This is a genomic window from Alphaproteobacteria bacterium, assembly GCA_041396705.1.
Taxonomy (GTDB): Bacteria; Pseudomonadota; Alphaproteobacteria; order CALKHQ01; family CALKHQ01; genus CALKHQ01.
In genome coordinates, this window is record JAWKYB010000006.1 from 1 (window position 1) to 25,929 (window position 25,929).

The window sequence follows — 25,929 nt, forward strand, 5'->3', positions numbered from 1 at the left end:
GCGAAGCCACGGGTTGCAACGGTGTGCGAAAAAATCCTGTACCGCCCCCTTTGCGGGCGCCGCCGGCACGCCATATTACATGCAATCCAGACAGCGGCGGAAAACGCGCGCAGCGGCCGGACCGGCAGGCTGCAGGGCGGCGGCGCATGGCAGCCCGTGCAAGGGCCATGCCGGTGCGATTTTTTTGGGCACGGTAAATACCTCATTAATCTCAGGCATTTATGGAAACGGCAACCGAGTCGACATCCGATCGTGAGTCCGTGTATTTTTCGCGGCCACGTTTGGGGGAGCGTCAATGCTGCGTGAGCGCATCCACGAGTCACTGAAACAGGCGGTCGAGCTTGGCGACGACCGCGCAGTGGCGACCATTCGCCTGATCCTGACCGCGATCAACGACCGCGACGCGACCGCGCGCGCCCGCGGCCGGCAGGCGGTCAGCGACGACGACATCGTGGCGATGCTGAACACGATGATCGCGCAGCGGCGCGAGAGCATCGACATGTACGAGAAGGGCGGCCGGCTGGAACTGGCCGAGCAGGAGCGCGACGAGATCGCGGTGATTTCCCGCTTCCTTCCCGAACAGCTGAACGAGGGCGAGCTGGGCGGCGTGATCGATTCGCTGGTCGGCGAGCTCGGCGCCAAGGGCCCGAAGGACATGGGCCGGGTGATGACCGTGATGCAGGAGCGCTATCACGGCCGGATCGACCCACGAAAGGCGTGCGGTTTGCTGCGCGAGCGGCTAGCCTGACCCGGTTCCCCTGCCCCGCGCGACGGCCACCGGCCCGCGCCGCGGCATGAACGCCAAGAGTTCCAGGATCCCCGCCCGGCCGGCCTGATCCACCGGCCAGGACAGAGCGATGGCGACGTTCGGGCCCGACTTCCTGCAGGAGCTGCGCGACCGCCTGCGGCTCAGCGACTATGTCGCCCGCCGCGTACAGCTGCGGCGCAACGGCTCGGAAAGCTCCGGCCTCTGCCCGTTCCACAACGAGAAGACGCCGTCGTTCACGGTCTCCGACGACAAGGGCTTCTATCACTGCTTCGGCTGCGGCGCGCACGGCAGCGTCATCGACTGGGTGATGGAGACCGAGGGCCTGGGCTTTCCCGAGGCGGTGCGCCGGCTGGCCGCGGACGCCAACCTGGCGGTGCCCGAGGACCGGCCGGAGGACAAGGCGGCGGCCGCCCGCCGCCAGAGCCTGCACGACGTGCTGGAGACCGCCTGCACCTGGTTCCAGGCCCAGCTGGCGGCGCCGGACGCGACGAACGCGCGGGCCTATCTGGCCGGCCGCGGCCTCGATGCCGAGGCGATCGCCGCCTTCCGGCTCGGCTTCGCGCCGGACGGACGCGGCCGGCTGAAGGCAGCGCTGGCCAAGACCGGCATCGGCGACGACCAGCTGGTCGCCGCCGGCCTGATGAAGCGGCCGGACGACGGCGGCCCGCTGCGCGACTATTTCTTCGACCGCATCACCTTCCCGATCGCCGACGAGCGCGGGCGGATCGTCGGTTTCGGCGGCCGTGCGCTGGGCGATTCGCCGGCCAAGTACCTGAACTCGCCGGACACCGAGGTCTTCCACAAGGGCCAGCTGCTGTACAACCTGCAGCGCGCCCGCGCCGCCGCCCGCGGCGCCGGAACGGTGATCGCGGTCGAGGGCTACATGGACGTGATCGCGCTGCACCGGGCCGGCTACCCGCACGCGGTGGCGCCGCTGGGCACGGCAATGACCGAGCGCCAGCTGGAGCTGATGTGGCGGATGGCGGACGAGCCGGTGCTGTGCTTCGACGGCGACGCCGCCGGCCGCCGCGCCGCGGCGCGGGCGGCGGAGCGCGCACTGCCGCACCTGAAGCCGGCCAAGTCGCTGCGCTTCGTCGCGCTGCCGCCGGGCGAGGACCCGGACAGCCTGCTGCGCACCGCCGGGGCCGCCGGGCTGGCGCGCGCGCTCGGCCGCACTGCCCCGCTGCTCGCCCTGGTCTGGGGCGGGGCGCTGGCCGGCCGCCGCATCGACACGCCGGAACAGCGGGCCGCCGTGCAGGCCGAGCTCGGCCGCCGCGCCGCCCGCATCGCCGATCCGGCCGTGCGCCAGCACTACGACCGCATGCTGCGCGACCGCTTCTACACGCTGCTGCGCGCGCCGCGACGCGGCATCGGCCGCCCGCGCCAGCCGGCCGCGGCGCCGCGGCCGGCTGCCATCGCCCGTCCCGACCGCGACCAGCGTCTGGCCGACCAGCGCAGCCGCCCGGTACGTGCGGCGCTGGCGGCGCTGATCAATCACCCCGAAATCGGCGAGGCGGTTTACGAGCCGCTGTCCGGCCTGCCGATCGCCGACGCGGAGCTGGCGCGGCTGCGAGACGCCATCGTCGCCTGGCTGGGCCAGGACCACGGTGTGGAAAGTGGCGCCGGCGGCGAATCTCGGATTGACAGGTCCGCGCTTGAAAACCATCTAAGGCGATGCGGTTTCGATCGGACCGTCGACAGTCTGACAGGTCGTACGACCCGGGTACCCGACCGATTCGCGTGGCGCGAGGCCACGGCGGAGGAAGCGGTGCGCGGGTGGTATGCCTGTTTGCGCGACCTGGAAGCGAAGAGTGAGGAATCGACCCTGGACCAGGCAAGGAGCGATTTCCGACGGGATTTCGACCAGCGGTCGATGCTTCGCCTCGACGCGGTGGCCCAGGCGGTGCGCCGCGGGCGCGCGGCCGGCTCCTCCGATCAGGACGCCGGGCCGATCCACACATCGGGCAAGCAGTAACACGGACCAGCACGGCCGCGTGCGGCCGTGCATTTCGATTGGCAAGGCAGGTAACGAATATGGCAAGCAAGGCTGCGACCAGCGCTGAGACGCCCGAGACCCGCGAGGACAGCGACGGCCCGCTGATGGATGCCGCCGCCGCGGTGAAGAAGCTTGTCCAGCGCGGCAAGGAACGCGGCTTCGTTACCTACGACGAGATCAATGCGGCCCTGCCCTCCGACCAGATGAGCGCGGAGGAGATCGAGGACACGCTGGCGATGCTGTCCGAGCTGGGCATCAACGTGGTCGAGGGCGAGGCCGACGACGGCGCAGCCAAGAGCGACGAACTGGCCGAGCGTTTCGAGGCCAAGGCCAGCGACGGATCTGGGCCGTACCGACGACCCGGTCCGCATGTACCTGCGTGAGATGGGTTCGGTGGAGCTGCTGTCGCGCGAGGGCGAAGATCGCCATCGCCAAGCGCACAGCGAGGCCGGCCGCGAGAGATGATCGGCGGCATCTGCGAGAGCCCGCTGACCATCCGCAACCTGCTGTTCTGGCGGGACGCCTGCTGGAAGGCAAGATGATGCTGCGCGACATCATCGACCTGGATGCCACCTATGGCGGCGGCCAGGGCGGCGGCGGGCCACAGCGGCGGCGCCGGCACCCGCGCCGGCACCGGCCGCCCGGCCTGCGGCGCCGGCGGCCCCGGCCCCGGCGAGCCCCGCCAACGACATGGCGGTCGACGCCGACGGCGAGCCGGTCGCCCGGCCCGAGGACGACGAGGACGACGAGGCCGACGAGGCAACATCTCGCTTCGCGCCCGATGGAAGCGGCGCTGGCGCCCAAGGTGCTGGCCAACTTCGACCAGATCGCCTCGACCTATGCCAAGCTGCACAAGCTGCAGGAACAGCGGCTGGAGGCCGCCCAGGCCGGCGAGGAGACCGGCAAGAAGCTCGAGGACAAATACGCCAAGCTGCGCAAGCAGCTGGTGACGCTGATGGAGGACGTGCACCTCAACAACCAGCGCATCGAGCAGCTGGTCGACGAGCTCTATGGCCGCAACCGCCGGCTGGTGACGATCGAAGGCCAGCTGCTGCGCCTCGCCACCCGGTGCAGCATCGACCGCACCGCCTTCCTCGATTCCTATTTCGGCAGCGAAAGCCGACCCGAACTGGGCCGAGCGCATGGGCGAGGTCCGGCGAGAAGAACTGGAAGGCCTGTATTGGAGCGCCACGGTATCTCCGTGGCGCGCTGCGCCAGCAGGTGGCCGAGATCTCCGCCGCCGTCGGCCTGCAGGTCGGCGAGTTCCGCCGCATCGTGCAGACCGTGCAGCAGGGCGAGCGCGAGGCCACGGTGGCGAAGAAGGAGATGGTCGAGGCCAATCTGCGCCTGGTGATCTCCATCGCCAAGAAATACACCAACCGCGGCCTGCAGTTCCTCGACCTGATCCAGGAAGGCAACATCGGCCTGATGAAGGCGGTGGACAAGTTCGAGTACCGCCGCGGCTACAAGTTCTCGACCTACGCGACATGGTGGATCCGCCAGGCGATCACCCGCTCGATCGCCGACCAGGCCCGCACCATCCGCATCCCGGTGCACATGATCGAGACGATCAACAAGCTGGTGCGCACCTCGCGCCAGATGCTGCACGAGATCGGCCGCGAGCCGACGCCCGAGGAGCTGGCCGAGAAGCTGATGATGCCGCTCGACAAGGTGCGCAAGGTGCTGAAGATCGCCAAGGAGCCGATCAGCCTGGAGACGCCGATCGGCGACGAGGAGGACAGCCACCTCGGCGACTTCATCGAAGACAAGAACGCGGTGCTGCCGCTGGACGCCGCCATCCAGGGCAACCTGCGCGAGACCACCACGCGGGTGCTGGCCACGCTGACCCCGCGCGAGGAGCGCGTGCTGCGCATGCGCTTCGGCATCGGCATGAACACCGACCACACCCTGGAAGAGGTCGGCCAGCAGTTCAGCGTCACCCGCGAGCGCATCCGCCAGATCGAGGCGAAGGCGCTGCGCAAGCTGAAGCACCCCAGCCGCAGCCGCAAGCTGCGTAGCTTCCTCGACACCTGAGCCGACGCGCCTGCCCGCAGGGCGCCGCTTTTCCCTCAGCTCGCCTCAGAACCGCAACGCCTCGGGATCGCGCAGGGCCTCGGCGACGAAGCCCTCGGGATCGGCGATGAAGGCCCGATAGAGCCGGAAGTGCCGGGTCTGCGCCAACGCGATCTCGGCGATTCCGCGGCGGGTGATCTCGAGCAGGCGGGCCCCAGGCAGGGCCATCAGGATCGGCGAGTGCGTCGCCATGATGACCTGGGCCCGTGCGCTTCGCTGCACGCCGTCGAGGACGCGGAGCAATTCGATCTGCCGGGTCGGCGACAGCGCGCTTTCCGGCTCGTCCATGAAATAGATGCCCTGGTACCTCATCCGCTCCTCGAAGAAGCGAATGAAGCCCTCGCCATGCGACCACGACAGGAAGTCGGGCGGAACGGCCGACGGGTCGTCGAGCGCGGCCTCGTCGAGATAACGCGCCACCGAGAAGAAGGATTCGGCGCGGAAGAACCATCCATTGGTGACCTTCGGCAGCCAGGCCGCGCGCAGCGCAGCGGCCAGCAGGCCGCCGTTGCGGTCGATCGCCCGGCTGTGGTCGACCGGACGGTAGCCCTTGCCGCCGCCGGCCTCGTCATAGCCGGCGACGGCGGCGATCGCCTCGATCAGGGTCGACTTGCCGGTGCCGTTCTCGCCGATGACGATGGTCACAGGCGTGGTGAAGGCGAGCGTGAATGCCGGGTCCTGCAGCCAGGGCAGGTCGAAGGGATAGCCCGTGTTCGCCGCCATCGCATCGGCCCTGAGACCGATGGTCTTCAGGTAGGGGGCCGGCAGTCGGGTCGTGCGGTTGCGTCGCGCCATCGTCATGCCGTCTCGACAGCGGGACCTGCGCCGGCGCAGCCCGGCCGCCGCGGTCCCGACATCATCCGGTAAGCTGTCACACCGGCCGCGCCCCGGCGGCCGGCTCGAACGCCACCGTGCTGCGGTATTTCGCCATCAGGTGCGGGCCGGAGCGGACCGGCGGATGGCGCGGCGTCTCGCCGGGCGCCAGGCAGGACGGCAGGCAGGCGATCTCGGCATCCCAGTTCGGCTGGTGGAAGAAGGCGATCGACTGGCGCCGGCTGCGGCCACGGGCATCGGGCGGCGGATTGACCACCCGGTGCAGGGTCGACCGCCAGCGGTCGTTGGTCCAGCGCTGCATCAGGTCGCCGAGGTTGACCACATAGCCGTCGTCGAGTGCCGGCACGTCCAGCCAGCCCCCGTCCGGCCCCTGCACCTGCAGCCCGCCGGGCGCCGCCTGCTGGCGCAGCACGGTGAGGCTGCCGTAGTCGGTGTGGGCGCCGGCGCGGATCTGGCCCGGCGCCGGCGTCCGCTCCGGCTCCGGGTAGTTGAGGATGCGCAGCGCGCTGATGTGGCGGTCGATCGCGGGCGCGAAGAAGTCGTGCGGCAGGTCGAGCGCCAGCGCGAACAGGCCCATCAGCCGCGCGGCCAGCGCCGCCATCGCGCGGTAGTAGGCCTCCATCGCGGCGGCGAATCCCGGCAGCGCGGACGGCCACAGATTGGGGCAGTGCGCGAAGGTAGCGTCGGGGTCGGCCGTCGGCCCCACCGCCGCCGCGACGAAGGCGCAGGAGAAGCTTTCCTTCAGGTCGGGCGGGGTCGCCTCGCCGCGCGAATAGGCCAGCCCCTCGCCGAGATAGGGTACATAGCCATAGGGATAGCCGGGATAATGCACCTGCGCCGCCAGGCGGTCGGCCAGCGGCAGGTCGAAAAAGGCGCGGGCGGCATCCCACGCGGCGGCCTCCACCGCGCGCGGCACGCCGGCATTGACGATGGCGAAGAACCCGACATCGCGGCAGGCCGCGCCGATCCGGTCGGCGATCTTGCGGGCGTCGGGGCCGGCGGCGCCGGCCAGGTCGACGACCGGGATCGCCATCCCCGCCTCAGAGCGGCGGCTGCGGCGGCGCGGCCAGCGAGGCCGGCGCGTCGATCACCGCGGTACCGTCGAAGAAGCTTGCCGCCCGGTTCAGTGCCATCGCACCGACCTCGCGGCCCATTTCCTGGCCGCGCAGGTTGGCGTCCTGGATATGGATGCCGCCGTAGAGCCGAGAGTCGCCGGCCTGGCGGGCGGCATCGAACAGGGTCGGCCAGATCAGCACGAGGTCCGGCCCGTCATAGCGCTCGAACGCCAGGTCCGAATCGACGAAGCGGCCGAGCACGTCCGGGCCGGGCTCGTCGTCGAGGTCGAGCACGATCTCGGTCGGGTTGTCGGGGTCGTAGAACCGGTCGGTCCCGGCAAAGCTGGCGATCACCGTCGCCGCCGCCATGCTGAAGGTGCTGTGGCCGGAGACGTATTCGGGGAACGGCGGGGTCAGGAACGTCGGTTCCTGATAGGGCAGCCAGTCGGCGCCGGGCATGGCGTGGACGCCGCGGTTCGGGCCGACCCAGGACACCACCGTCTGATCGCCCCATTCGTGCCTGATCGCGGTGATCGGCCGGTCGGAGTCGTAGTGGAACTTGGCGTCCCAGGCGGCGATCGCCGCGTCGTGCAGCGCGCCGGTCAGGGCGAAGTACAGCAGCGCGGCCTCGCCGATGCCGTAGCCGTCGCGCAGCGCGATGCCCTGCGCGATCTGGTTCCAGTGACCCGGCGGCGTATCGGAGCGGGGGCCGTCGGCCCAGAACTCGGCGATGCAGCGGCGCGGCGCGCCGGTCTGCGGGTCGTCGAGCGCACCTGTCAGCACCAGCACCTCGCCATACTGGTCGAGCCAGGCCTGGTGGTTGGTGGTCTCGCGGCCCAGCGCGTCGACATAGGGGCTCATGTCGCCATAGACCGGCGGGGCCGGCGGCCGCACAGCGTCGCCGCTGGGCATGGCGAACGGCCGCACCTGGCCCCATTGCGGCGTCAGCGCCGCCTGCACCCGGAAGGATGCCGGGTCGGCGGAGACGACCGGGTTGCCGTGCTCGTCGCGCACCGACCCGGTCGGCACGATCAGCGGCTGCCAGCGATTCGGATCGAAGGCGGCGTCGGTGGGCGACAGCTCGGGCGCGTTGACCGGCGCATAGCCGGTGGTGTCGGCGAAGTTGTTCTGCCAGTTGGAGCCGTCCTCGGCCCAGTAGGCCAGCACCGCGTCGGCGGCCAGGTTGCCCACGCCGGCCGGCGTCGCCGGGTCATGGTCGGTCCGGTCCGGCTGAAGGCCCTGGGCGGCCATCATCGCATCGAAGATCGCCTGCTGCTGCGGATAAAGTGCGGACGCGGCGCGGTGCGCGGCATAGCTCAGCGCCGCCGCCATGTTGGCCTCGGTCCGCTCCGCCGCCGGCCGGCGCAGCGCATCGCCGTAGCGCGTGCCGAGCGCGACCGCGTCATAGGCGGCCCAGGCGTCGTAGATGGCGGTGTGCACGATGTGCAGGTTGCGCGCGGTGACGGTCGGCCGCGGCGGGTTGGCCCGCACCGCCGCCAGCATCGCCTCGTTCCAGTTCAGCACGATGTTGTCGTAGAGCAGCGGCTCATGCTCGCGCGCCGCGTGCGGCGCGGACCCGGAGCCGGGGGCGGCCGGAGGCGGCGTCGCCGCCCCTGTGCTGCCGGCAAACGCGACGGCGGCGATGGTGGCGACAAGGATGTTCCGCAACGCCATGGCTGCATTCCCTTCCGCGAGGCCTGCCGAGTGCGCGGCGCGCGCCGGTGGCAGGCTTCGGCCCCTCAATATCCGCTCGCCGCGTCGGCTGTCGATGCTGATCGGATCACATTAAGGCGCGGTGAAGGCGCGGATTCGCCGGAGCGCCCGACGACAGCGTCGGCCGCGGCACGGATCCTACAGGTCCGCCCACTGGCGCAGCAGATCCTGGTAGCCGCACGAGGCCAGCTGCTGCAGCTCCTCGTCGGCCTCGGTCTCGGCCAGGCGCCGGCGCAGCAGGTTGAGGTCGCTGACGATGCGGCGCTGTTCGGCATTGCGCACCATCGACTGCACCCAGCCGAAGGCGGCCAGCCGCGCGCCGCGCGTCACCGGCGTGACCCAGTGGCGCAGGTTGCCGGGATAGAGGATGGCGCTGCCGGCCGGCAGCTTGATCTCCTGCTCGCCGAAGGCCGTATCGATGTGCAGCACGCCACCGTCGTAGTCGGTGGGATGATTGAGAAACAGGGTCATCGAGATGTCGGTGCGCAGCGCCCGCTCCATGCTGGCGCCGACCACGCCGGCGTCGAAATGGGCGCCGTATTCCATCCCGGGCTCGTAGCGGTTGAAGGCCAGGTGCAGCCGGCGCGGCACGGTCAGCCGGACGAACTCGTCGCTGGACAGCACCGCCTGCTGCACCATCACGGCCGCCTGCTGCGCCGGTTCGCCGGTCGCGCGCATCTGCAGATTGCGCTTGCGGCCGGCCGCGATCCGGCCCGACGTCGCGGACCCGTCGTCGAACTGGGTCTGCGTCACCAGCCCGCGCAGGCGTTCCAGCTGCTGCGGGCTCAACAGTCCGTCGATCTGCGCGAACATCCGCGCCCCCCTTTTCTCGCTGCCTCCGTACCGAAGGCATCCTAGCGGGGGCGGCCTAGGGCACCAATGCGACCAGATCGATCGGCTGGTCGATACCCTGCACCCGGCGCTGCGGCCGGCGCTCGATCGGGCCGGCCGGTGCGAAGCCCTGGGCGACGGCGATGTCGTAGGCCTCCGCCGTGGCCAGGGCGCGCACCGCCTCTGCCTTGGCATGCTTCTCCAGCTTTGCCGCCAGGTTCACCGCGGCGCCGATCACGGTGTATTCCAGCCGGGTGGCGTCGCCGACCGCGCCGAACACGACACGGCCGGACGCGACCGCGGCATTGACCACGATCGGGCGGTCGCCGGCGGCGGCGCGCTCGGCGTTCCAGCGGTCGACCGTGACGATCACCGCCTCGGCGGCGCGCAGCGCGTCGGCGGCGTAGGTGGCGCTGTCGGCGGCGATGCCGAAGGTGACCATGACGCCGTCGCCGAGGAACTTGTCGATCAGCCCGCCATGGGCCTGGATCACCGGCACCACGCGGGCCTGGTATTCGGCCAGCAGCCGGATCAGCGCGGTCGGTTCGTAGTGGGCAGACAGGGCGGAGAATCCGCGGATGTCGATGAACATCACCGCGCCGTCGCGGGCCTGGCCCTCGCCGGCGGCGATCTCGGTCTCGGCGCTGCGGATCTGGGTGGCGAGGCTGGAATCGAAGAAGCGCGACAGGTCCGCCGCCGCCTGGCCCTCGGCCACCGCCTGCACCAGCAGGCGGCGGGCGCGGACCTGGGCCACCACCAGGATCCCGGTCACCACCAGGATCGAGATGATCTTGTCGAACTCCGCCCCGATCAGGATCGCGTTCTGGGTCATGTATTCGACGAAGTCGCGGGTGACCATGGTGCCGCCCTCGTCGTAGGTCGCGGCATAGGCGACCAGAATCGCCCAGCCGGCGGCCGCGGTGATGCCGGCGGCGGCGACGAAGCGCGGCTCGAAGCGGAGCGTGCGCAGCGAGATGAACATGAACACGTAGAGCAGCGTCGGGATCTTCAGATAGAAGCTGGGCGGCTGCACATATTGCAGGTGGAACGACCAGATCAGCGTCATCAACAGCCCGATGTCGATCAGGATCGACAGCATCAGGAACCAGTCGGGCAGGCGCAGCCGGAACGAGAGCGCCACCCGGATCAGCGTGAAGCAGAAATACAGCGCCAGGGCATAGGGCACCGGCACGAAGCGCACGTCGGCGGGATAGGTGGTCGGCGACAGGAAATAGAGCACGCCGAACATGACGACGACGCCGAGCTGGACCAGGCCGATCAGCCGCTCCGCCCGGTCCTGCTGCCGGCCGATCGCGGCGCGGATGCGCGCCGGCAGCGCGGTGCTGCGGCGATCGCCCAGGATCATCCGGAAGCCGGCAGGCCGCGGCGAGAGCTCGTTCATCGCGCGCATGTGGCGATCCGGCCCCCGCAATGCCCGTCACAACGCTTCATATTGCAGTGACGGGGCCGCGGGCGGCAACCGGTCGCCGCAGGCGCGGCACACGGCGCCTAGACGTAGCCGCCTTCGACCAGGTGCTGGACGACCAGCTCGGCCAGCTCCTCGGGCGGGCGCGATCCGCCGTGCAGGTGGATCTCAGGCTGCTCCGGCGCCTCGTAGGGCGCGCCGATGCCGGTGAAGTTGGCGATCTGGCCGGCGCGCGCCTTGGCATAGAGGCCCTTGGGGTCGCGCCGCTCGCAGACCTCCAGCGGGGTGTCGACGAACACCTCGACGAAGCTGCCCTGCGGCACCATCTCGCGCACCATGCGCCGGTCGCTGCGATAGGGCGAGATCAGCGCCGCGATCACGATCAGGCCGGCGTCGACGAACAGGTGGGCGACCTCGCCGACCCGGCGGACGTTCTCGACCCGGTCGGCCTCGGTGAAGCCGAGGTCGCGGTTCAGGCCGTGGCGCACGTTGTCGCCGTCCAGCACATAGCTGTGCCGGCCCATCGCGTGCAGCCGGCGCTCGACCAGGTTGGCGACGGTCGACTTGCCAGCGCCCGACAGGCCGGTGAACCACAGCACGCAGGGCCGCTGGCCCTTCAGCCGCGCCCGCTCGGCCACGGTCACGTCCAGCGCCTGCCAGGTCAGGTTCTCGGCCCGCCGCAGCGCGAAGGCGATCATGCCGGCGCCGACGGTGCGGTTGCTGACCCGGTCGATCAGGATGAAGGCGCCGGTGGTGCGGTTGTCGGCATAGGCGTCGAAGGCCACCGGGCGGTCCAGCATCAGGTTGCAGAAACCGATGTCGTTGGCATCCAGCGTGCGCGCGGCCTGGTTGTCCAGCGTCTCCACGTCGATGCGGTGCTTCAGCGTGGTGACCTCCGCACCGGTCTCGGCGCCGGAGCCGAGCTTGATGCGATAGCGCCGGCCGGGCAGCATCGGCTTCTCGTCCAGCCAGATCAGGGTGGCGGCGAACTGGTCGGCCAGGTGCGGCGCGTCGTCGGGCGCGGCCAGGATGGCACCGCGGCCGATGTCGACGTCGTCGGCAAGCTCCAGCGTCACCGCGTCGCCCGCCTCGGCCGCCGCGCGCGCGCCTTCGAAGGCGAGCACCCGGGCCACCGTCGTCTCGCGTCCGCCCGGCACCACCGTGACCCGGTCGCCCGGCGCCACCCGGCCGGCGGCGACGGTGCCGCAATAGCCGCGGAAGGCGACGTTGGGCCGGTTGACCAGCTGCACCGGCATGCGGAACGGCCGCTCGGTCCGGTCGGATCCCGGTGCCGGCCGCAGCAGCGCCTCCAGCACCGACGGCCCGTCGTACCAGGCGATGCCGCCCTCGTTGCGCACGATGTTGGCGCCCTCCGGCGCCACCACCGGTACCGCGGCGATCTGCGCGATGCCCATCCGCCCGGCATGGGCGCGGTAGTCCTCGACGATCCGGTCGAACGCCGCCCGGTCGCGGCCGACCAGGTCCATCTTGTTCACCGCCAGCACCACCGCGCGCACGCCCAGCACCGAGAGGATGTTGGTGTGGCGCCGGGTCTGGCGCACCACGCCCTGGCGGGCGTCGACCAGCACGATCGCCACCTCGGCCTGCGAGGCGCCGGTGGCCATGTTGCGGGTGTACTGCTCGTGGCCCGGCACGTCGGCGATGATCAGGCGGCTCGCGCCGACGGCGAGATAGCGATAGGCGACGTCGATGGTGATCGCCTGCTCGCGCTCGGCCAGCAGACCGTCGAGCAGCAGCGAGTAGTCGAGCCCGTCGCCGGCGCGACCGAACTTGGCGCTGTCGCTGCGCAGCTTCGCCGCCTGGTCGTCGGGCACCACGTCGCAGTCCCACAGCAGGCGGCCGATCAGGGTGCTCTTGCCGTCGTCGACGCTGCCGCAGACCACGACGCGGACCAGCGCGGGCGCGTCGGCGACCGTTATGGGTGCAGCCGCGGCGGCCATCAGAAATAGCCCTCCTGCTTCTTCTTCTCCATCGAGCCCGACTGGTCGTGGTCGATCAGCCGGCCCTGGCGTTCCGACTGGCGGGTGGCTTCCATTTCAGCGATCACCTCGGCCAGCGTGCGCGCCTCGGACTCGACCGCGCCGCTGAGCGGATAGCAGCCGAGCGTGCGGAACCGCACCGCCCGCATCTGCGGCGTCTCGCCGGGTTCCAGCGGCAGCCGCTCGTCGTCGACCATGATCAGCGCGCCCTTGCGCTCCACCACCGGCCGGTCGGTCGCGAAATACAGCGGCACCACCGGGATGTCCTCGGCGGCGATGTAGCGCCAGACGTCGAGCTCGCCCCAGTTCGACAGCGGGAACACGCGCATGCACTCGCCGGGCGCCAGCGCGGTGTTGGCCAGCTGCCACAGCTCGGGCCGCTGCTGGCGCGGGTCCCAGCGGTGGTTGGCGTCGCGGTGCGAGAAGATCCGCTCCTTGGCGCGCGACGCCTCCTCGTCGCGGCGGGCGCCGCCGATGGCCGCGTCGAAGCGGTAGAGGTCGAGCGCCTGGCGCAGCGCCTGGGTCTTCATCACGTCGGTGTAGGTGACCGAATCGTGGGTGACCGGCGACAGGCCCTCGGCGCGGCCGGCCTCGTTGGTGTGCACGATCAGCCGCACGCCCAGCTCCGCCGCGGTGCGGTCGCGGAACGCGATCATGTCGCGGAACTTCCAGGTGGTGTCGATGTGCAGCAGCGGGAACGGCACCGGCGCGGGGTGGAACGCCTTGCGCGCGAGGTGCAGCAGCACCGAGGAATCCTTGCCGATCGAGTACATCAGCACGGGGTTGGCGAAGCCGGCCGCCACCTCGCGCAGGATGGCGATGCTTTCGGCCTCGAGCATGCGCAGATAGGGGTGCATGGATTCCCGCCCTTCGGGCCAGCGATGCGACGGCCGACCGGCCGCCGGCCGCGTCAGGCCGCGACCAGATGTTGCGGCAGCGCCGCCACCTTCACGGTGCGCTGCAGCAGGTCGAGCAGCACCCAGATGCGGTCGCGCGGGTCGATGGCGACGATCCGGCCGACCAGGTCGTGGAAGGCGGTGCCGTCGAAGCGCACCTCCTGGCCCAGCCGGAACCGGTCGCGCACGCCGTGGGCGCGCAGGTCGCCCTCGGCCTCGCGCGCGCGCAACGTCTCGACCAGGCCGGCCGGCACGATGCCCAGCCGCTCGCCGAAGCGCACCACCGCACGCACGCCGACGGTCGACATGATCGGCCGCCAGATCCCGTCGCGGCTGGCGACGTCGACGAAGACATAGCCGGGGAAGAACGGCCGTCGCACCGTCTCGACCTTGCGGGCGTGGCGACGCTGCACTGCAACCTTGGGGCAATAGCAGGCATAGGCCTGCCGCTCCAGGTTGCTGATGGCGGTGTCCTCCGCGTTGGCATGGGTGTTGACGGCAAGCCACATGGGCGATCTTCCCGGAACCTAGTGGATGAAGGGGGGGATGAGCAGCTGCTGCGCGTCGAGCGCCAGAGCCGTGCGCAGCGCGTCGAGGTCGTAGCGCTTCGGCAGCCGCACCTCGAAATGGGTGCCGACCAGCGCATCAAGCCGGCCGGCGGGCATCTGCGCCAGCACCTGCTCCGGCCCGGTCACGACCGGCAGCCCGGCGCAGCGGCTGCGCGTGGAGCGGGGATCGAGCACGCAATGGGCGCGCACGGTCTCGCTGCGCGACATCACCAGCATCGCCAGCTCCGCCAGCTCGCTGTCGCCGAGCAGCGCGACGTCGGACCAGCCGTTGGCCTCGCACAGCGCGGTCAGCGCCTCGTACTGCTGGCGGCCGACGCGCAGGATGTCGAACGACACCCGCAGGAACTCGGCGGTCAGCCGCGCCTTCTCGCCGAAGCCCTCGGGCGTCAGGTAGTACAGGTAGCGCTTGACCGGCGCCTGGCGCAGCTTGATCCAGCCCTTGCCGGCGCAGCGCTTCAGGTGCCAGTTGACCGAGCCGATCGACAGGCCGAGGCTGGACGCCAGCTTGCGTTGCGAGACGGCCGGATCCTGCTGGATCTCCTCCAGCAGCTGCCGCAGCACATTATCCTGGGACATCGGGATTCCAGGCCCTTCCGGCGCCGACGCGGTCCATGTTCAGAAATTGAACTACACCCCGGCTCCGCGTCGTGTCAACACGACCGCCGGCGCGGCGCACCGGCCCGCGACCGCCCGTCTCCTAAAGGCCCAGGCGCGCCCGCTCGGCTTCGATCGCCGCCTTCAGCGTGTCGTAGCCGACGTCGCCGACCAGGATGCGGCTTCCGATCACGAAGGTCGGCGTGCCGTCGGTGCCGAGGTCCTGGCCGAGCCCGAGGTTGGCGTTGATCTGCGGGTCGAAGCGGGTGAGCGGCCCGCCGGCCGCGACGTCGACGCCGACCAGTTCGGCGATGGTGTCGACCAGCTCCCGGTTGCGGGCGCCGACGCCGAACATCGCCTCGTGGAATTCGCCGTACAGGCCCTGCTCATTGGCGGTCAGCGCCACCTGGGCCGCATACCAACTCTCCGGCGCCAGGATCGGCATCTCCTTGTAGACCAGCCGCAGCTCCGGCTCCTCGGCCATCAGCCGCTTCAGCGCCGGCAGCATCGCCCGGCAATAGGGACAGTTGTAGTCCGAGAACTCGACCAGCACGATGCGGCCGTCGGGATTGCCGCCGACCGGGTCGCCCGCCGTCGCGAACAGCGCGTCGCGGTGCGCCGCCACCTTCTGCGCGCCCTCGTAGCGGTCGATCGCCTCCAGGATCACGTCCGGGTTGTCGAGCAGATAGCCGATGACCGCCTCGCGGTCGAACTCGGTGGCGCTGGCGGCCGGCGGCGCGGCGAGCGCCGCGGCCGCCAGTAAAAGGCTGGCAAGGGTGCGAATCATCGCCGGATGCAACCAGATGGCCGGGCGCCGCGCAAGCGGCTGCGCGCTCACTTCTGCGCGCGGACGGCGCGATCCGGAACGGTTTCGACCCGCCCGGGAACGGCCCGCCGGCTGGCGCGTTCTGCCAGCACCACGACAATTGTGCAGGCAGGGAGGACGCGATGGCATCGACGGCCGGACGGGGCGGCAAATCCGGGGCTGGAGGCAAGGCGGCGGGCAAGGTCGGAGAAGGCGGCGAGATCCACCAGACCGCCGGCCGCGACGTACCGGCGCTGACGACGCAGCAGGGCGTGCCGGTCGCGGACGACCAGAACTCGCTGAAGGCCGGCGGGCGCGGCCCGACCCTGCTGGAAGACTTCCACCTGCGCGAGAAGCTGTTCCACTTCGACCACGAGCGCATCCCCGAGCGGGTGGTGCACGCCCGCGGCTATGGCGCGCACGGCTATTTCGAGACCACCCGGGCGTTGGCCGACATCACCGCCGCGGACATCTTCCAGCGCAAGGGCGAACGCACGCCCGCCTTCGTGCGCTTCTCCACCGTCGCCGGCAGCAAGGGCTCACCCGACCTGGCCCGCGACGTGCGCGGCTTCGCGGTCAAGCTGTACACGCGGCAGGGCAACTGGGACATCGTCGGCAACAACATCCCGGTATTCTTCATCCAGGACGCGATCAAGTTCCCCGACCTGATCCACGCCGCCAAGGCGGAGCCCGACCGCGGCTTTCCGCAGGCGCAGACCGCGCACGACAATTTCTGGGACTTCATCTCGCTGACGCCCGAGGCGATGCACATGGTGATGTGGATCATGTCCGACCGGACGATCCCCCGCTCGCTGCGGTTCATGGAGGGCTTCGGCGTCCACACATTCCGGCTGGTCAACGCCAAGGGCAGGTCGACCTTCGTCAAGTTCCACTGGAAGCCGAAGCAGGGCATGCAGTCGGTGGTGTGGGACGAGGCGGTCAAGATCAACGGCGCCGACCCCGACTTCCATCGCCGCGACATGTGGGATGCGATCGGCGCGGGCGACTTCCCCGAGTGGGAGCTGGGCCTGCAGCTGTTCGACGACGACGCCGCCGAGCGGTTCGGGTTCGACGTCCTCGACCCGACCAAGCTGATCCCGGAGGAGGAGGTGCCGATCCGCATCGTCGGCCGGCTGGTGCTCGACCGCGTCGTCGACAACTTCTTCGCCGAAACCGAGCAGGTCGCCTTCTGCACCCAGAACATCGTGCCCGGCATCGACTTCACCGACGACCCGCTGCTGCAGGGACGCAACTTCTCCTATCTCGACACGCAGCTGAAGCGCTTGGGCAGCCCGAACTTCACCCACATTCCGGTCAACGCGCCGAAATGCCCGATGCACAGCTTCCAGCAGGACGGGCACATGGCGATGGCCAACCCGCAGGGCCGCGCGAACTACGAGCCGAACAGCTGGGGCGGCGCCGAAGGCGGGCCGCGGGAGGACCCGAACACCGGCTTCCGCTCGTTCGAGGCGGCGGTGACGGGGCCGAGGCGCCGGGTGCGGTCGGAGACCTTCGCCGACCACTACAGCCAGGCCCGCCAGTTCTACCGCAGCCAGACCGCGCTGGAGCAGGCGCACATCGCCGACGCACTGGTGTTCGAGCTGTCGAAGGTGAAGACCGTGGCCATCCGCGCCCGCATGGTCGGCCATCTGCGGGTGATCGACGAGACGCTGGCACGGCGCGTGTGCGACGGCCTGCGGCTGGACGCGATGCCGGCAGCCGCCAGGCCGGCGCGGGCCGTGGTCGACCTGCCGGAGTCGCCGGCGCTCAGCATCCTCCGGAACGCCGCGGGCAGCTTCGGCGGGCGCAAGCTCGGCATCCTGGCCACCGACGGCGCCGACGGCGCGCTGCTCGCCGCGCTGCGCGCGGCGGCGGCCGACGCCGGCGCCACCGTCGCCATGGTCGTGCCGCAGGTGGGCGGCATCGAAGCCGCCGACGGCAGCCGGATCGCCGGCGACGAGAAGATCGGCGGCGGCCCGTCGGTGCTGTTCGACGCGGTGGCGATCGTGCCTTCCGCGGATGGCGCGCGCCAGCTCGCCGACGACCCGGCGGCCTGCCAGTTCGTCGCCGACGCCCACGCTCACCTGAAGTTCATCGGCTACGGCGCGGCTGCGGGACCGCTGCTCGAGAAGTCGGGCGTGGCGGATGCGCTGGACGACGGCTGCCTGCGCCTGACCGGGGCGGCGGACGCGCAGAAGTTCCTGAAACTGTGCCGCGAGCTGCGCTACTGGGCACGGGCGGACGGCTGAGCGGCCGGTCGCCCCCGGCTCAGAACGGTTCGTCGACCTGCCAACGCCGCAACACCGGCGCCGGGTAGGTCGGCGGCTGGCCGAGCCAGAACAGCGCCGGGGAGTCCGCGCCGAAGGCCCACAGCCCGCGGCCGCGCATCGGCACCGCCGCATCGGTGCCGACGGCAGCGCCGTCGCCGGCCGCGATCAGCGCGCCGTCTACGAAGTCGCCGGCGATCATCCGGCCCCAGGGGCTGGGTTCCAGCCCGGCCGCGGTCTCCGGGTCGAGGCCGCCGCGCAGGTCTGTCACCGCGCCGCCGAAACCGAGTCGGACGAGCCGGCCGTCGGCGGTGACCGCGATGAAGTCGGGTGCGCCGACCCAGTCCAGGTGCAGCACCGGTGCGGACAGGCCGAAGGTCTCCAGCGGGCCCTCCTTGCCAGTCAGCTGATACAGCGTCACGGTCTCGGCCGGGCCGCGGGCGGCCGGCAGCGCGCTCGGCGCGAACACCGCCAGCTCGCCGCCCGGGTCGATCGCCGCGCTCTGCAGCGGCCGGTCGCCGAGCAGCGCGGTGCGCGCCGGCCCGTCGCCGGACAGCGACCAGACCGGGCCGCCGGCCTCGCAGGCGCCGACCAGCATCAGGCCGTGGGCCGAGAAGTCGAGCTGCCGGCAACCGCCGGTACCGGCATCGGCATAGAGCAGTGCGCCGGAGGCCGCGTCGCGGATCTGCATGCCGGCGGCCGGCGCCGGCCCGTCGCCGCCGTCGAGCGCGATGGCCAGCCGCTCGACATCGACGAAGACCATGTCGGCGATGCAGCACCCGTCGATTGCGAAGCTGGCGACCGGCCGGCCGTCGGCGGCATCGAGCACTGCCACGGTCGTCGCGTCCGCCACCGCGACGCGGACGCCGGTGGGATCGGCGGCCAGGGCCACCGGTGCGCCGATGGCGAGGTCGACCTCGAACAGCATCTCGTCGGCCTGCGCCGGCCCGGCGAGCCCGAGGCCCAGGGTCAGCCAAGCCAGCGCGGGCCGCTTTGCGAATCGCATGCGTCACTCCTTGCAGGCGCCGCGCCCTGCCGGGCGGCGCGAAGCCCCCGCATAGGCGACGATTCTGGCGAGATCTGGGTTGGCGATGCGCGGCCGGCCGCGGAGCCTATGCGCCGACGGCGCGCTGGGCGGCGACGATGACGTCGAGCTTGTCGTCGAGGGCGATGCGCGCCGGCGCCACGCCGGCGGTGCGCTGGCGATAGCAGCGCAGCGGCTCGGCCAGGATCGCGTCCAGGCTTTCGGCGCAGGCGAAGTCGCCCGCCACCGCCCTGACCTTGCTGTTGTCGAACACGACCGAGTGGACCTTGTCGCCCAGCAGCGGCCCGGTCCACTCCGGATCGAAGCGGACCAGGCTGTCGGTGGGGACGTGAACGATGTCGGGCTGTGCGCCGACGCCGCGGCCGATGGCGGCATAGATCTGGTCCCAGGTGAACGCCCGGTCGCTGGTGATGTGGAAGGCCTCGCCCAGGGCCGCCGGCTTGCCGAACAGGCCGACGAACGGCACCGCGAGGTCCTCCGACCGGGTCAGCGTCCACAGGCTGGTGCCGTCGCCGGGCACGATCACCGGCAGGCTCAGCCGCATCCGCGTCGCCGCGTGGTCGCGTTCCGAAAGCGCGGTCGGCAGCTGGGTGCGGACCGTGTGGCTGGGCCGCACGATGGTGTACGGCACCGCGTCCTGGCCGACGATCGCGGCCTCCGCCTCGGCCTTGCGGCGGCTGTATTCCCAATAGGGGTTGACCAGCGGCACGTCCTCGGTGATCGGCCAGACGTCGACCGGCTTCTTGTAGGCCGACGCCGAGGAGATGAACACGTACTGGGCGGTCTGGCCGCGGAACACGGCGAGGTCGCGGCGCACCTGCTCGGCGGTGAAGGCGATGAACTGGCAGACCACGTCGTAGCGCTTCGCCGCCTCCGCGCGATACTGCGAGTCGTCGTTGAGGTCGCCGCCGACGGTCGCCACGCCGTCGGGCAGGGTCGCCGCTGTGGTGCCGCGGTTGTACACGGTCACGCGGTGCCCGGCCGCGACCGCGGCCTCCACACAGGACAGCGATATCTGTCCGGTGCCGCCGATGAACAGAACGTTGAGCGTCATGGGCCGTCCCGCTGCGGGCCGCGGCGCGACCCGCCGATGCCGGTACCGGCCACAGGGCCGGTGCGCATCCGGGCGCCCGAGGCGAGGTCAGGCAATGGTGCGGATGGAGAGACTCGAACTCTCACTCTGTTACCAGAACCAGATTTTGAGTCTGGCGCGTCTACCGGTTCCGCCACATCCGCGGCCAGGCCGTCGCCCGACGGCCAAGGCAGACAAATAGACAAAGCCTTCCCCGCTGACAACCACGCGCCTCAGCGGGCGATGCGGCCGGCGGCGGCTCCGCCGCGGTTCCACGAGCCGCCGGCGTCGGGCCTTGCGGCCCGACGATGCGACCCCCAGACACAAAATGCGCCGGCGTTCCCCAGAATACGCCGGCGCAATGGCCTTACCGAGTGTGTCGCTGCGACTTCAATGTGCGGCCGCCTGTGCGATCTCGTCCTTGATTTTCAGCTTTTGTCGCTTGAGCTCGTGCAGTTTGAGCGTGTCCGGAGCAAGGCGCCGCTCCTCCTCCTCGATCATCGTGTGCAGCTGTGCGTGCTGATCGCGGAGCGCGGCCAGATTGCTTGGTTCGCTCATCCGTGGTCTCCTTCCGACAAAGTTGGACCCAGCAATCATATTCTAGGCACTCGTAAAAAAATTGCCATATCCGTGTCGTTCACAATTGGCGGCACCGGCCCTGACGACGCCATACAGGCCGACTCAGCCGAGCCCGGTCCGCGCCAGGACGAACGCCGCGATCGCCGCGTCGTCGTCGCGGTCGAAGGCCGGGATCGCGACCGCCGGCGCCGGCGGTGGGCAGGCCAGCGCCACGACGTGCGGATCGTCGCGGCACAGCGGTGGCCGCCCCAGCGCCGGATCGTGCACCTCCAGCTTGGCATGGTGGGCGAACTTGAAGCCCTCGACCAGCACCAGGTCGACCGGGATCAGCCGGGCCAGCAGTTCGTCCAGCGTCGGCTCCGGCGCGCCGCGCAGCTCGCGCACCATCGCGACGCGGGCGCGCGAGGCCACCATCACCTCCTGCGCGCCGGCCTGGCGGTGGCGATAGCTGTCCTTGCCCGGCCGGTCGATATCGAAGGCGTGGTGCGCGTGCTTGATCGTGCTGACGCCGATGCCGCATGCGACGAAGCGGGCGATCAGCTTCTCGACCAGCACGGTCTTGCCGCTGCCGCTCCAGCCGACGATCCCGAACACCTGCATGTGCGCGGTCAGCCCCCGGCCCGGTCGCGGGCGACGACATGGGCGATGCCACGGCGCAGATAGTCCGCGCCGGTGACGGCGGTTGCCGCCGCCGCCGCCCACAGCAGCACCAGCCCGACCACGTGCACCGCCTGTCCGGTCATCGGCGCCACCATCAGCACGACGATGGCGACCAGCTGCACCGTGGTCTTGCACTTGGCGAGGAAGGTCACCGGCATCGCCACCGAGTCGCCGGCGAGAAACTCGCGCAGGCCGGCGACCAGGATCTCGCGCGCGACGATCACCAGCACGGCGACCACGTGGACGTGCGCCACCGTGCCGTCGGCGACCAGCATCACCAGCACCAGGATCACCAGCACCTTGTCGGCGATCGGGTCGAGGAAGCGGCCGAAGGCGGAGGTCTGGCCGCGGGCGCGGGCCAGCCAGCCGTCGAACCAGTCGGTGACGGCGGCAGCGGCGAACAGCAGGGCCGCCAGCCAGCGCACCGCGTCTGACGGCACGAACATCAGGCCGACGATCACCGGCACGGCAACCACCCGGCCGAGGGTGAGCAGGTTCGGAAGCGTCCACAGCATGACGGCCAGCCTAGGCGCTCACTGCCGTTCGTGGAAGAAGTCGTAGACCTTGCGGGCCACCGTCTGGCTGATGCCGGGCGCCTTCTCCAGATCCTCGATGCCGGCGCGTTCGATGGTGCGCACCGAACCGAAGTGCAGCAGCAGCGCCTTCTTGCGCTTGGCGCCGATGCCGGGGATCTGGTCCAGCGCCGACTTGGCGATCTGCGCGCTGCGCTTGGCCCGGTGCGTGCCGATGGCGAAACGGTGCGCCTCGTCGCGCAGCCGCTGGATGAAATAGAGCACCGGGTCGCGCTCCGGCAGCAGCAGCGGCTGCGCGCGGCCGGGCAGGTGGATCTGCTCGCGCCCGGCGTCGCGGTCGGGCCCCTTCGACACCCCTGCCACCGCCACGTCCTCGATGCCGAGCTCGCCCATCGCCTCCAGCGCCGCGCCGAGCTGGCCCTTGCCGCCGTCGATAAGCAGCAGGTCCGGCCACTGGCCGCGGCTGCGGTCCGGGTCCTCCTTCATCGCCCGGGCGAAGCGGCGCTCGATCACCTGGCGCATCATCGCATAGTCGTCGCCGGCCGCGATCTCGTCCGGCAGGCTGGCCCGGCCCTTGGCGGCGACGTTGCGGATGGCGAACTTGCGATAGGCTGCCTTGATGAAGCCGTCCGGCCCGGCGACGATCATCGCGCCATAGGGGTTGGTGCCCTGGATGTGGCTGTTGTCGTAGACCTCGACCCGCTCCGGCGCCGCATCCAGCTCCAGCGTGTCGGCCAGGCCCTCCAGCAGGCGACGCTGCGAGCTGCTCTCGGCCAGCCGCCGGCCCAGCGCCGCCTCGGCATTCTGCAGCGCATGGGCCACGGCGTTGTGCTTCGGTCCGCGCTTCGGCAGCTCGAAGCGGATGCGCCGCTCCGCACGCAGGCTCAGCGCCTCGGCCAGCAGGTCGGCCTCGGCCGGCTCGTGCGACAGCAGCACCAGCGGCGGCGGGCTCACCGTCTCGTAGAACTGGCCGACGAAGGCGGCGAGGACCAGGTCGAGCGGCTCGTCCTTGTCGTGGCGCGGGAAATAGGCCCGGTTGCCGTAGTTGCTGCCGGAGCGGAAGAAGAACACCTGCACGCAGGTGTGTCCGCCGGCCTGGTGGGCCGCGATCACGTCGGCCTCGTCCAGGTTGCCGATGTTGATGTCCTGGTGGGCCTGGATCTGGGTCAGCGCGCGGATGCGGTCGCGATAGGCGGCCGCGGTCTCGAACGCCATGGCCGCGCTGGCGGTCTGCATGGCGTCGGCCAGCCGCGCCTGCACGTCCTGGCTCTTGCCGGCCAAGAAGGCGCGCGCCTCGGCGACCAGCTCGCCATAGGCGGCGGTGTCGATCCGGTCGACGCAGGGCGCGCTGCACCGCTTGATCTGATAGAGCAGGCACGGCCGCGACCGGGTCGAGAACACGCTGTCGGAGCAGGAACGCAGCAGGAAGACGCGCTGCAGCGCGTTCAGCGTCCGGTTGACCGCGCCGGCGGAGGCGAACGGGCCGAAATACTCGCCCGGCTGGTTGCGCGCGCCGCGGTACTTCATCACCCGCGGGAAGCGGGCCGGCGCGTCGGGCGCGGCCCCGGCGTCGGCATCGCGGATGAAGATGTAGGGGAACGACTTGTCGTCGCGCAGCAGCACGTTGTAGCGCGGCCGCAGCTGCTTGATCAGGTTGATCTCCAGCAGCAGCGCCTCGACCTCGGTATGGGTGGTCACCACCTCCAGCGCCTTGGTCTCGGAGACCATGCGCTGCAGCCGGTGCGGCAGCTTGGCGAGCTGGGTGTAGTTGGTGACGCGCCGCCGCAGGTTGCGGGCCTTGCCGACGTAGAGCGCGTCGCCATGGCCGTCGAGCATGCGATAGACGCCCGGCGTCTGCGGCAGCGTGCGCAGCTTGGCCTGGATCAGTGCGCGGCCGCCCGCCATCGTTGCCGCGTTATTGGTCGCGACCGCCCCGTTTTCATGTGCGGAACTCATCGCGCGATCATAGGGCGGTACGGGCCGGCGGCGAAGCGGCGCGACGGCGCGACGCCGGAAAGCGCGGATCGCCTGGAGCCGCCGCCGTTATCCACGGCAACTGTGGATAAGCCTGTCAGCGAATCCGTCGGCATCGGGCGAATCGGGCGGAATTCCGATGGTTTCACAAAATTGAACAAATTTTGTGCAACGGAATAACATGTTGATTTTATTTGTATTTTTTCTTGATCAAGGTGAAGAAAGCGTTTCATTTCGTTGACACAAGACGGGTGCCGTAATCGTGAACGAATCCTGACGGTTGTGCATAAGCGTCGGCAATGCCGGCGTTAACCCGGGTTACCGGGCGCAGTCGTTGCGGCTTTTCACCCTTGCAGGATGTTAATATTGGCGCGGTCAATCGAACGGGTTGATCGCCTGGCCGGGCTGGGCCCAGCCGAGATGCTGGCCGCCGTCCACCGTGATCAGCGCGCCGGTCACCGACGGCGCCGCCAGCAGATACAGCACCGCGTCGGCGATCTCGTCCGGTTCGGCGCCATGCTCCAGCGGCATCGACCGGTTCTGCCGGTCGAAATGCGCCTGCTCCTGCTTGGCCCCCTTCAGGGTCGGGCCGGGGCCGATGCCATTGACCTGGATGCGCGGTGCCAGGCCCAGGGCCAGCGTGCGCGTCATCGCCCACAGACCGACCTTGCTGATCGAGTAGCTGGTGAAGAACGGGGTCAGGTTGAACACCCGCTGGTCGACGATGTTGACGACGTGGCCGCGCCGGTCGGCCGGCAGCTGCCGGGCGAAGGCCTGCGTCAGCACGAAGGGTGCGCGCAGGTTGACCTCCATGTGCAGGTCCCAGCGCGCCCGGTCGGCGCTCAGCGCGTCGTCGAACTCGAATGTCGAGGCGTTGTTGACCAGGCAGCCCAGCGGTCCGAGCGCCTGCACCACCTGCGGCACCAGGCCCTGCATCGCCCGCTCGTCGGACAGGTCGGCCCGGAATGCCTGCGCCCGCCCGCCGGCGGCGGCGATGCCGGCGACCACCTCTTCCGCGGCGTCGGCGGAGCCGTTGTAGTGCACCGCCACGGCCCATCCGTCCGCGGCCAGCCGCTCGGCGATCACGCGGCCGACCCGCTTCGCCGCGCCGGTGACCAGGGCCGTGCGCGGCATCGGCAGCAACTCGTAGCGGCGGGCCTTTTCGGACATGGCGGCGTCCCTCCCCCTGTTTCCGCCGGCTAGGACCCGTCGAGAACGGGTTTGCCGAGGAAGTTTATGGCGACGAAGGCGACGAACAGCGTCAGCAGCACCACGCCTTCCGGGCGCGACATCCGCCGCCCGCTGGCCGCCAGCGGCAGCAGCAGCAGGGTGACCCCGACCATGACCAACAGGTCGAAGCCGATGGCGGCGAGATCGACCGGGATCTGCGCCACCAGCGCGGTCACCCCGAGGATGCCGAGGCAGTTGAATATGTTGGAGCCGACGACGTTGCCGAACACCATGTCGGTGTGGCCCTTGCGCGCCGCCACCACCACGATCGCCAGCTCGGGCAGGCTGGTGCCGACCGCGACCAGGGTGACGCCGATGATCTCGTCGGAGACGCCGAGCGACCGGGCGATGTCCACCGCGCCGTCGACCAGCCATTCCGCACCGAGCACCAGGCCGACCAGGCCGAGCACGATGAACTGCAGCGCGCGCAGCAGCGACTGGGCCGGCGGCGCCGTCACATCCGGCAGCGCCCGCAGCGCGGCGTCGCGCATGTCGTGCCGGTAGCTGACGATCAGGTAGAGCGTCAGTGCGGCCACCATCAGCCCGCCCTGCCACCAGCGGAACACGCCGGACCAGCCCACCGCCGCCACCACGACCGAGGCCAGCAGCACCATGCCGCCGTCGCGCAGCAGCGAGGCGGCCTGGGCCGGCACCGGCCGGATCACCGCGCCCAGGCCGAGGATCAGCAGGATGTTGGAGATGTTGGAGCCGACGACGTTGCCGATGGCGATGCCGGGGCTGCCGTCGAGCGCGGCGTCCACCGACACCACCAGCTCCGGCGCCGAGGTGCCGAACGCCACCACGGTCAGGCCGATCAGCAGCGGCGACATGCCCAGCCGGTGCGCGAGCGACGCCGCGCCGCGCACCAGCAGCTCGCCGCCGATCAGCAGCAGCACGAAGCCGGCGACAAGGAAGACGATGCTCATGCGGTCCGGCTCATCGGTCGCCCGCGCCGGCCGGCGCCGGTCGCACGGCGCGGCGGGCAGCCGGCGCGGCGGCTGTTGGTCT

The 25,929-nt window shown here is 70.6% G+C and carries 20 protein-coding genes, 1 tRNA gene and 2 pseudogenes; 4 read left to right on the forward strand and 19 right to left on the reverse strand.

The annotated features are described in order from the left end of the window. Positions 1-295: 295 nt before the first annotated feature. The 3 genes and pseudogenes from R3F55_09580 to rpoD all read left to right on the forward strand — a co-directional run bounded on the left by R3F55_09580 (position 296) and on the right by rpoD (position 4,799). Positions 296-748 carry a GatB/YqeY domain-containing protein gene (locus tag R3F55_09580; protein MEZ5667665.1) on the forward strand — a complete coding sequence of 151 codons (453 nt, stop codon included), beginning with the start codon at positions 296-298 and terminating at the stop codon, positions 746-748. A 109-nt stretch (positions 749-857) separates the two neighbouring features. Beyond that, the gene (dnaG, locus tag R3F55_09585) at positions 858-2,744 is read left to right on the forward strand and encodes a DNA primase (GenBank protein MEZ5667666.1); all 1,887 of its coding nucleotides are present in this window, start codon (positions 858-860) and stop codon (positions 2,742-2,744) included. A 59-nt stretch (positions 2,745-2,803) separates the two neighbouring features. Then, a pseudogene (rpoD, locus tag R3F55_09590) lies at positions 2,804-4,799 on the forward strand (RNA polymerase sigma factor RpoD). Between the two features lie 45 nt (positions 4,800-4,844). Here rpoD and R3F55_09595 read toward each other — a convergent pair. From R3F55_09595 to R3F55_09640, 10 genes are all read right to left on the reverse strand, one after another. Next, positions 4,845-5,639: an AAA family ATPase gene (locus tag R3F55_09595; protein MEZ5667667.1), complete on the reverse strand. Its 795-nt coding sequence runs from the start codon at positions 5,637-5,639 to the stop codon at positions 4,845-4,847. Positions 5,640-5,709: 70 nt separating this feature from the next. Beyond that, positions 5,710-6,705: a 2-oxoglutarate and iron-dependent oxygenase domain-containing protein gene (locus R3F55_09600; GenBank protein ID MEZ5667668.1), complete on the reverse strand. Its 996-nt coding sequence runs from the start codon at positions 6,703-6,705 to the stop codon at positions 5,710-5,712. 7 nt (positions 6,706-6,712) lie between these two features. After that, positions 6,713-8,401 carry a vanadium-dependent haloperoxidase gene (locus tag R3F55_09605; GenBank protein ID MEZ5667669.1) on the reverse strand — a complete coding sequence of 563 codons (1,689 nt, stop codon included), beginning with the start codon at positions 8,399-8,401 and terminating at the stop codon, positions 6,713-6,715. A gap of 177 nt (positions 8,402-8,578) precedes the next feature. After that, the gene (locus R3F55_09610; protein MEZ5667670.1) at positions 8,579-9,253 is read right to left on the reverse strand and encodes a Fe2+-dependent dioxygenase; all 675 of its coding nucleotides are present in this window, start codon (positions 9,251-9,253) and stop codon (positions 8,579-8,581) included. 55 nt (positions 9,254-9,308) lie between these two features. Continuing rightward, positions 9,309-10,682, reverse strand: a complete 1,374-nt coding sequence (locus R3F55_09615; GenBank protein ID MEZ5667671.1) for an adenylate/guanylate cyclase domain-containing protein — start codon at positions 10,680-10,682, stop codon at positions 9,309-9,311. Positions 10,683-10,780: 98 nt separating this feature from the next. Then, positions 10,781-12,658: an adenylyl-sulfate kinase gene (gene cysC / locus R3F55_09620; protein MEZ5667672.1), complete on the reverse strand. Its 1,878-nt coding sequence runs from the start codon at positions 12,656-12,658 to the stop codon at positions 10,781-10,783. Further along, positions 12,658-13,554, reverse strand: coding sequence for a sulfate adenylyltransferase subunit CysD (gene cysD / locus R3F55_09625; protein MEZ5667673.1), 897 nt, complete (start codon positions 13,552-13,554; stop codon positions 12,658-12,660). The genes cysC and cysD overlap by 1 nt, the downstream gene beginning before the upstream one ends. Before the next feature lie 53 nt (positions 13,555-13,607). Next, complete coding sequence (locus tag R3F55_09630) at positions 13,608-14,102, reverse strand: transcriptional activator RfaH (protein ID MEZ5667674.1); 495 nt, start codon at positions 14,100-14,102, stop codon at positions 13,608-13,610. Positions 14,103-14,120: 18 nt separating this feature from the next. Then, entirely contained in the window at positions 14,121-14,738 is a 618-nt protein-coding gene (locus R3F55_09635) for a winged helix-turn-helix transcriptional regulator (GenBank protein MEZ5667675.1), read from the reverse strand. A gap of 121 nt (positions 14,739-14,859) precedes the next feature. Further along, positions 14,860-15,543 (reverse strand): DsbA family protein, encoded by a 684-nt coding sequence (locus R3F55_09640; protein MEZ5667676.1) that lies wholly within the window; start codon positions 15,541-15,543, stop codon positions 14,860-14,862. A 161-nt stretch (positions 15,544-15,704) separates the two neighbouring features. Here R3F55_09640 and R3F55_09645 point away from each other — a divergent pair, with 161 nt between their 5' ends. Next, positions 15,705-17,810, forward strand: coding sequence for a catalase (locus tag R3F55_09645; protein MEZ5667677.1), 2,106 nt, complete (start codon positions 15,705-15,707; stop codon positions 17,808-17,810). A gap of 19 nt (positions 17,811-17,829) precedes the next feature. Here R3F55_09645 and R3F55_09650 read toward each other — a convergent pair whose 3' ends face one another. The 9 genes and pseudogenes from R3F55_09650 to R3F55_09690 all read right to left on the reverse strand — a co-directional run bounded on the left by R3F55_09650 (position 17,830) and on the right by R3F55_09690 (position 25,847). Beyond that, positions 17,830-18,834: a hypothetical protein gene (locus tag R3F55_09650; GenBank protein MEZ5667678.1), complete on the reverse strand. Its 1,005-nt coding sequence runs from the start codon at positions 18,832-18,834 to the stop codon at positions 17,830-17,832. Between the two features lie 106 nt (positions 18,835-18,940). Beyond that, on the reverse strand, positions 18,941-19,927 hold the full coding sequence (locus tag R3F55_09655) for an SDR family oxidoreductase (protein MEZ5667679.1): 987 nt from the start codon (positions 19,925-19,927) through the stop codon (positions 18,941-18,943). Positions 19,928-20,022: 95 nt separating this feature from the next. Then, positions 20,023-20,109: transfer RNA gene (locus tag R3F55_09660), tRNA-Leu, on the reverse strand. A gap of 226 nt (positions 20,110-20,335) precedes the next feature. Continuing rightward, a complete protein-coding gene (locus R3F55_09665) occupies positions 20,336-20,503 on the reverse strand; it encodes a YdcH family protein (protein MEZ5667680.1) in 168 nt (55 codons plus the stop codon). Positions 20,504-20,626: 123 nt separating this feature from the next. Continuing rightward, positions 20,627-21,124 carry a molybdopterin-guanine dinucleotide biosynthesis protein B gene (mobB, locus tag R3F55_09670; protein MEZ5667681.1) on the reverse strand — a complete coding sequence of 166 codons (498 nt, stop codon included), beginning with the start codon at positions 21,122-21,124 and terminating at the stop codon, positions 20,627-20,629. Between the two features lie 8 nt (positions 21,125-21,132). After that, the gene (pgsA, locus tag R3F55_09675) at positions 21,133-21,699 is read right to left on the reverse strand and encodes a CDP-diacylglycerol--glycerol-3-phosphate 3-phosphatidyltransferase (GenBank protein ID MEZ5667682.1); all 567 of its coding nucleotides are present in this window, start codon (positions 21,697-21,699) and stop codon (positions 21,133-21,135) included. Between the two features lie 18 nt (positions 21,700-21,717). Then, a pseudogene (gene uvrC, locus R3F55_09680) lies at positions 21,718-23,601 on the reverse strand (excinuclease ABC subunit UvrC). A gap of 465 nt (positions 23,602-24,066) precedes the next feature. Then, complete coding sequence (locus tag R3F55_09685) at positions 24,067-24,861, reverse strand: SDR family oxidoreductase (protein ID MEZ5667683.1); 795 nt, start codon at positions 24,859-24,861, stop codon at positions 24,067-24,069. A 29-nt stretch (positions 24,862-24,890) separates the two neighbouring features. Continuing rightward, entirely contained in the window at positions 24,891-25,847 is a 957-nt protein-coding gene (locus R3F55_09690) for a calcium/sodium antiporter (GenBank protein ID MEZ5667684.1), read from the reverse strand. Positions 25,848-25,929: the final 82 nt, after the last annotated feature.

What these genes read in the sequence shown, in the direction of transcription:
- R3F55_09580 (MEZ5667665.1), top strand. Translation starts at nt 296, where the DNA reads ATGCTGCGTGAGCGCATCCACGAGTCACTGAAACAGGCGGTCGAGCTT.
- dnaG (MEZ5667666.1), top strand. Translation starts at nt 858, where the DNA reads ATGGCGACGTTCGGGCCCGACTTCCTGCAGGAGCTGCGCGACCGCCTG.
- R3F55_09595 (MEZ5667667.1), bottom strand. Translation starts at nt 5,639, where the DNA reads ATGACGATGGCGCGACGCAACCGCACGACCCGACTGCCGGCCCCCTAC.
- R3F55_09600 (MEZ5667668.1), bottom strand. Translation starts at nt 6,705, where the DNA reads ATGGCGATCCCGGTCGTCGACCTGGCCGGCGCCGCCGGCCCCGACGCC.
- R3F55_09605 (MEZ5667669.1), bottom strand. Translation starts at nt 8,401, where the DNA reads ATGGCGTTGCGGAACATCCTTGTCGCCACCATCGCCGCCGTCGCGTTT.
- R3F55_09610 (MEZ5667670.1), bottom strand. Translation starts at nt 9,253, where the DNA reads ATGTTCGCGCAGATCGACGGACTGTTGAGCCCGCAGCAGCTGGAACGC.
- R3F55_09615 (MEZ5667671.1), bottom strand. Translation starts at nt 10,682, where the DNA reads ATGCGCGCGATGAACGAGCTCTCGCCGCGGCCTGCCGGCTTCCGGATG.
- cysC (MEZ5667672.1), bottom strand. Translation starts at nt 12,658, where the DNA reads ATGGCCGCCGCGGCTGCACCCATAACGGTCGCCGACGCGCCCGCGCTG.
- cysD (MEZ5667673.1), bottom strand. Translation starts at nt 13,554, where the DNA reads ATGCACCCCTATCTGCGCATGCTCGAGGCCGAAAGCATCGCCATCCTG.
- R3F55_09630 (MEZ5667674.1), bottom strand. Translation starts at nt 14,102, where the DNA reads ATGTGGCTTGCCGTCAACACCCATGCCAACGCGGAGGACACCGCCATC.
- R3F55_09635 (MEZ5667675.1), bottom strand. Translation starts at nt 14,738, where the DNA reads ATGTCCCAGGATAATGTGCTGCGGCAGCTGCTGGAGGAGATCCAGCAG.
- R3F55_09640 (MEZ5667676.1), bottom strand. Translation starts at nt 15,543, where the DNA reads ATGATTCGCACCCTTGCCAGCCTTTTACTGGCGGCCGCGGCGCTCGCC.
- R3F55_09645 (MEZ5667677.1), top strand. Translation starts at nt 15,705, where the DNA reads ATGGCATCGACGGCCGGACGGGGCGGCAAATCCGGGGCTGGAGGCAAG.
- R3F55_09650 (MEZ5667678.1), bottom strand. Translation starts at nt 18,834, where the DNA reads ATGCGATTCGCAAAGCGGCCCGCGCTGGCTTGGCTGACCCTGGGCCTC.
- R3F55_09655 (MEZ5667679.1), bottom strand. Translation starts at nt 19,927, where the DNA reads ATGACGCTCAACGTTCTGTTCATCGGCGGCACCGGACAGATATCGCTG.
- R3F55_09665 (MEZ5667680.1), bottom strand. Translation starts at nt 20,503, where the DNA reads ATGAGCGAACCAAGCAATCTGGCCGCGCTCCGCGATCAGCACGCACAG.
- mobB (MEZ5667681.1), bottom strand. Translation starts at nt 21,124, where the DNA reads ATGCAGGTGTTCGGGATCGTCGGCTGGAGCGGCAGCGGCAAGACCGTG.
- pgsA (MEZ5667682.1), bottom strand. Translation starts at nt 21,699, where the DNA reads ATGCTGTGGACGCTTCCGAACCTGCTCACCCTCGGCCGGGTGGTTGCC.
- R3F55_09685 (MEZ5667683.1), bottom strand. Translation starts at nt 24,861, where the DNA reads ATGTCCGAAAAGGCCCGCCGCTACGAGTTGCTGCCGATGCCGCGCACG.
- R3F55_09690 (MEZ5667684.1), bottom strand. Translation starts at nt 25,847, where the DNA reads ATGAGCATCGTCTTCCTTGTCGCCGGCTTCGTGCTGCTGCTGATCGGC.